Origin of the sequence: Bullifex sp. (assembly GCF_034103065.1) — a bacterium.
Classification (GTDB): Bacteria; Spirochaetota; Spirochaetia; order Sphaerochaetales; family Sphaerochaetaceae; genus Bullifex.
Genome location: NZ_JAXEGN010000159.1, coordinates 1 through 5,435, shown reverse-complemented (window position 1 = coordinate 5,435; position 5,435 = coordinate 1). Strand labels below are relative to the sequence as shown.

Below are 5,435 nucleotides of genomic sequence, written 5' to 3'. Positions count from 1 at the left end.
TCTCCTTCTTTAGAGCATATACTTGGAACAGATTCTTTAGGAAGAGATCTTTTTTCACGTTGTATTAATGGCGCTAGAAATTCATTTTTTATTTCTTTTTCTGTTGCTTTGTTATCAACAATTTGTGGGTTTATTATTGGTGTATTATCACTTTTTTCAAAGTTGCTTGATGAAGTATTAATGCGTATAATTGACTCAATAAAAGCTCTTCCGGCAATTCTATTTGCGTCACTATTAATTGTGACTGTCGGAAAAAGTGCACCATTATTAGTTTTATCTCTTTCAACAGCATTCATACCGCAATGTGCAAGATTAGTTAGAAGTGAGGGAAAGATGCAACTACAAAGTGAATATTACCTAGCAGGCTTATCATTAGGTCACGATGAAAAGTATTACAAGATTATTATTGTATTTAGACATACTTTGATGATGCTAATTAATCAAATTCCTTTTATTTTTTCATCATCTGTAATACTTGAAGCAACATTAAGCTTTATCGGTGCTGGGCTTGATGAAACATCACCAACTTTAGGTGGTGTTATTCAGGAGTCTAGAGCTTTCTTATTAACTAGACCATATATGATAGTTTTCCCTATATTGCTAATTTTATTATTTACTTTGACCTTTTCTTATATAGGAGAAAGTATAAAGAAAATTAGACACTAATTTTATATTAAATAATTTTTTTTATAGAATGAAAATATAAATTTTTTATAGAATTTTTATAGAAAAATATTAAAAAGTAGTTGATTTTGTTTTCGATAAAGAGTATATTACTACTCGTTGCTGAAAAGCACGCCGCTTTAGCTCAGTAGGTAGAGCAAAGGACTGAAAATCCTTGTGTCCCTGGTTCGATTCCTGGAGGCGGCAATAGGACTCCTTGAAATCAAGGAGTTTTTTTTTATTGTGAAACGAAAACTTCCAGCTCGGCTGGAGGTTCTAAAAGCTTTAGCTATGCAAAAATAAAATAATTCTCCGATAATGGAAGTGTTGCACGACCAAGTAGCACCACAACCAATAAAGGAGAATTAAAAATGGATGAGGAAAGTTTAGCTCATACCAAATGGAATTGCAAATATCACATAGTTTTTGCACTTAAGTATAGAAGACTTGTAATATATGGCAGGTTAAGATTAGAGATAGGAAAAATACTGAGAGAAACCAAGTGTAGGATTTATTAAAACCGTAGCATTAATAGGTATTCCTACAGCAATAATTCAAATATGTCTTTCATTAGCATCTTCATTAACAAACATTGCTGCAGCAAGCTTAAGTCAAAGTGATGAAATAATTGCTTCTTATGGCGTAGTTCAGCGTCTGATATTAATTGGATGTTATGTAATAATGGGTTTTATGCAGGGTTACCAGCCAGTTGCAGCTTATGCATATGGTGCAAAAGATGAGGAAAGATTCCATTCAAGTGTTAGATTTGCTTTAAAGGGATCAATTGCTTTAACAATTATAGTTGGGGTGATATATATATTGTTATCAAAGCCTTTAATTATTGCATTTAATAGAAATCCTGTAATTATTAACTTTGGAAAGAATTTACTCATATCACAAGTAATACTCTTTCCTGCCTTTGGAATATGCTACATGATGACAATTACATTCCAAACGATAGGAGAAGCAAGGTTTGGTCTCTTCTTATCATTAATTCGTCAGGGAATTTTTTACACTATATTTATTCTATTTTTGCCGAGAATACTAGGTATTACAGGAATATATCTATCACAACCATTGTCAGATATTTTTACACTTATAGTATGTTTACTGTCAGTTAAGAAAATGAAGAAAATTGCATCAAAAAATATGAATCTGTGATTAATTTATATCAAATACTTCTTACTGGTAATCTTGTGTCATATCTGTAAAATTGATAATATCAAGAACACAGTAGGAGGTATTTGATGAAATTACAACTTGGTTCATTAGTAATAGCAATATACATCCTATTTATTTATCTTCAAAAGTATAGAATTAAAGGAATAACAAAAAGATGGACGTACTATGATACTCTACTTATTGTAGGTATTACGGAACTTGTGTTAGATGCAATAACTGCATATACAGTTAATCATCTTGATAGCTTTTCAAGTCTTTTAAATTTAAGCTTACATATTGCCTTTTTAATCTCTGTTGATAGTTTTTTATTTGCTTTACTTATTTATATTCTTCACTTAACAGACAAAATTCCAACGACTAAAAATAAAAAAATACTTTTATACACACCATTCATTATTAATATTTTATGTGTAATTGTTTTTGCACCTAAGCTTGAATACATAAAAGGCACCTATACAAATTATTCGATGGGAATACCGGTTTATACCTGTTATTTATTATCTTTATTCTATGCAGTTGTAGCGATATTTATTTTTTTAAAGAATTGGAAAACAATTGAAGATAAGAAACGATTAGTTCTTCTTTCTTCATTTGTTGCATTAACTGTTACATCGATTATTCAAATGATATTCCCTGAGACACTTATTTCAAGTATTGGTGTTATTTTGATAATTCTTGGAAGCTTTATTAACTATGAAGATCCTTCTTCTAGGGAGCTCCAAATTGTCCATGAAGAAATGATTTTTTCATTTGCTTCTTTAGTTGAAAATAGGGATGAAGGAACGGGTGGACACATTAAAAGAACAACAGAGTATGTTCGCTTATTGGCAACAGAACTTAGTAATAGAGGTTATTTTAAGGATACTTTAACAAAAAGTTACATCAAAAACCTAGCTTTAGCAGCTCCAATGCATGATATTGGTAAAATTGCAATTCCTGATAGTGTATTAAAAAAGCCTGGAAGATTAACTAGTGAGGAATTTGAAATAATAAAAACACACTCGACTATTGGAGCTAGAATAATTGATGAAACATTTTCAAAGACTCAAACTAAGGATTTAAGTAAGATTTCTCATTTAATTGCACTATACCATCATGAAAAATGGAATGGTAAAGGTTATCCAGAAGGATTATCAGGAGAAGATATTCCTCTTGCTGCAAGAATTATGGCAATTTCTGATGTATTTGATGCAGTTAGTGAAAAAAGATGTTATAGAGATGCGCTACCTCTAGATGCTTGTTTTGAAATAATAAAAAATGGTTCTGGAACAGATTTTGATCCATTATTAGTTGAAGTTTTTCTAGATATTAGAGATAAAGTTGAAGCTACATTTCATCAAATTAGTTGATGAATGTTAATATAATTTTGGGAGGAATTAGTAATGAAATCATTCTTTGCTGAATTCAAGAAATTTATCACCCGCGGCAATGTACTTGATATGGCTGTTGGTGTAGTTGTTGGCTCTGCATTCACTGCTATAGTGAACTCACTTGTTAAAGATATTCTTAATCCAATAATTGGTATTGTAACAGGTGGTATCGATTTTTCAGAGTTAAAGATTGTATTAAAGCCTGCAACAGAAGAGGTGGCTGAATTAGCAATTCGCTACGGTGTATTTATTAATGCTATTATTCAGTTTATCTTAATTGCATTAGTATTATTTATAATTGTTAAGTCATTTAACAAACTTAATGAGAAAAAGAAGAAGGAAGAGGAAGCTAAGAAGGCTGCAGCTGCAGCTGAAGCAGCTAAGGTTCCACCAGCAAAGCCAGCTGACATCGTTCTTCTTGAAGAAATTAGAGATCTTTTAAAGAAATAAGAAGATAAAATAAGAGTGCACCAAGCTAGATGCACTCTTAGATACTTATTTATTAGAGATATCAACACCAAAGTATTTTTCAGATAACTCTTTAAGTTTTCCCTCTGCTTTTAACTCCTCAAGAGCTTTGTTAATAGCTTTAACTAAGGATTCATTATCGCTATCTTTTTTAATTGGAATAGCTACTTCAGTAGCATCTTCACTTAATGCTGCAATCTTAATTTTTTCATTTGGATGAGCTTTCATATAGTCATAATATGTCATCTCAGAGTTAAGGGTTGCATCAATTCTATTTGTTAATAATAGCTGGAATGTTTGATTTAAATCATCTACACCTGTAACACTTGCACCATAGCTTTCAGCTACCCCAGCATAAGTTGAGCTAATAGTATTTGCAGTTTTTTTACCATTTAGGTCATCAAATGAATTAATATCAGTTCTATCTTGGTTTACAATAATTGCTGTTTTATTGTAGGCATATGGGGTTGAGAAATTGTATTTTTGACTTCTCTCTTCAGTAATATCTACACCATTAACAACAATATCATATCTTCCTGCATCAAGACCTGCAAAAAGGCCATCCCATTCGCCTTCAACAAATGATGCCTTTACACCAAGCTTTTGAGCGATTGCAGATGCTACATCCACATCGTAACCTGTTAATACATCTTTTTCATCATGGTAAGTCCATGGAGCCCATGTACCTTCCATAGCAACTGTAATAACTCCACTTTCTTTAATTCTACCAAGGTGGTCAAGGTTGCTTTCACTCTTTTTTGTACAAGAAGTAAGCATTAAAGAAAGAACAATTAAAATAATAAGAAGTTTTTTCATACTATCACCTCTTTAATATGATTTAGCTAATTTCTTTTCTCCCCAGCTTTGTAATTTAGTGAGGACAGTACAGAAAATTAAATATATAAAACCTACTAGTAAATATAAAGCTAAAGCTTCATATGTTCTTGCAACAATTTGCTGGGTTTTCATAAACATCTCACATACTGTGATATTAGCAGCAAGAGAAGTATCCTTTACCATTGCAATAAGAGAATTTGATAATGATGGAAAAGCAATTTTAAATGCTTGTGGTAGTACTATGTGATACATTGTTTGAAAATATGATAGGCCTAAACAAACTCCAGCTTCTGTTTGACCTTTATTAACAGCTTCAATTGCTGCGCGAATTATTTCAGCAGCATATGCCCCTTCATTTATTGAAAATACAATTACTGCAGCTGGAAATGGGTCAAGGATAATTCCTAATGAAGGAAGACCATAAAAGACAACAAATAGTTGAACAAGTAAAGGAGTTCCTCTAATGATCCAAATGTAGAAGCGGGCTAGTTGTTTAAGTATTTTAATATTTTTGACTTGTACAATAGCAGTAAATGTGGCAATTATTAATGCAATTGAAAACGAAATTATTGTTAATGGTATTGTTACAGTAAGACCAGGAATTAATATCGTTTTAAAGGAAGATGCAATTATTGCCCAAACACGTTCTGACATATTAAGACAAAAATACAGAACAAAGTAATATTTGTAAAGTATTACTTAAAAATCATTTTTAGGATATTAAGCGGGAATCCTCGATAATTCAATTACCGAGATGAAAGCGCAAAATAGTATTTGCTAAAATATATGCATGTGATATAATAAATTATGAAGATAAATCTTGTTCATTACAGAACTTACTCATATAGTATGGAATCATTCTTACTATGTTGGAACAGTAAAAAATACATAGAAAATCAGAGTAATCATTTTTGA

The 5,435-nt window shown here is 31.2% G+C and carries 6 protein-coding genes, 1 tRNA gene and 1 pseudogene; 6 read left to right on the top strand and 2 right to left on the bottom strand.

Annotation, left to right across the window (positions count from 1 at the left end; genetic code table 11):
- From SOY52_RS06385 to mscL, 6 genes and pseudogenes are all read left to right on the top strand, one after another.
- A partial coding sequence (locus tag SOY52_RS06385; RefSeq protein ID WP_320848131.1) for an ABC transporter permease occupies nt 1-666 on the top strand: 666 nt, incomplete at its 5' end.
- A gap of 131 nt (nt 667-797) precedes the next feature.
- Nucleotides 798-870: transfer RNA gene (locus SOY52_RS06380), tRNA-Phe, on the top strand.
- Between the two features lie 164 nt (nt 871-1,034).
- Nucleotides 1,035-1,160, top strand: a pseudogene (locus tag SOY52_RS06375) (transposase); the annotation flags it as partial.
- Between the two features lie 16 nt (nt 1,161-1,176).
- The gene (locus tag SOY52_RS06370) at nt 1,177-1,824 is read left to right on the top strand and encodes an MATE family efflux transporter (RefSeq protein ID WP_320848132.1); all 648 of its coding nucleotides are present in this window, start codon (nt 1,177-1,179) and stop codon (nt 1,822-1,824) included.
- An 86-nt stretch (nt 1,825-1,910) separates the two neighbouring features.
- The gene (locus SOY52_RS06365; protein ID WP_320848130.1) at nt 1,911-3,194 is read left to right on the top strand and encodes an HD-GYP domain-containing protein; all 1,284 of its coding nucleotides are present in this window, start codon (nt 1,911-1,913) and stop codon (nt 3,192-3,194) included.
- Between the two features lie 33 nt (nt 3,195-3,227).
- Complete coding sequence (gene mscL / locus SOY52_RS06360) at nt 3,228-3,665, top strand: large-conductance mechanosensitive channel protein MscL (RefSeq protein WP_320848129.1); 438 nt, start codon at nt 3,228-3,230, stop codon at nt 3,663-3,665.
- 45 nt (nt 3,666-3,710) lie between these two features.
- On the opposite strand, the gene SOY52_RS06355 is transcribed toward mscL, so the two are convergent.
- Both SOY52_RS06355 and SOY52_RS06350 read right to left on the bottom strand, forming a co-directional pair.
- Nucleotides 3,711-4,499, bottom strand: coding sequence for a transporter substrate-binding domain-containing protein (locus tag SOY52_RS06355; RefSeq protein WP_320848128.1), 789 nt, complete (start codon nt 4,497-4,499; stop codon nt 3,711-3,713).
- A 12-nt stretch (nt 4,500-4,511) separates the two neighbouring features.
- Nucleotides 4,512-5,174, bottom strand: coding sequence for an amino acid ABC transporter permease (locus SOY52_RS06350; protein WP_320848127.1), 663 nt, complete (start codon nt 5,172-5,174; stop codon nt 4,512-4,514).
- Nucleotides 5,175-5,435 lie beyond the last annotated feature (261 nt).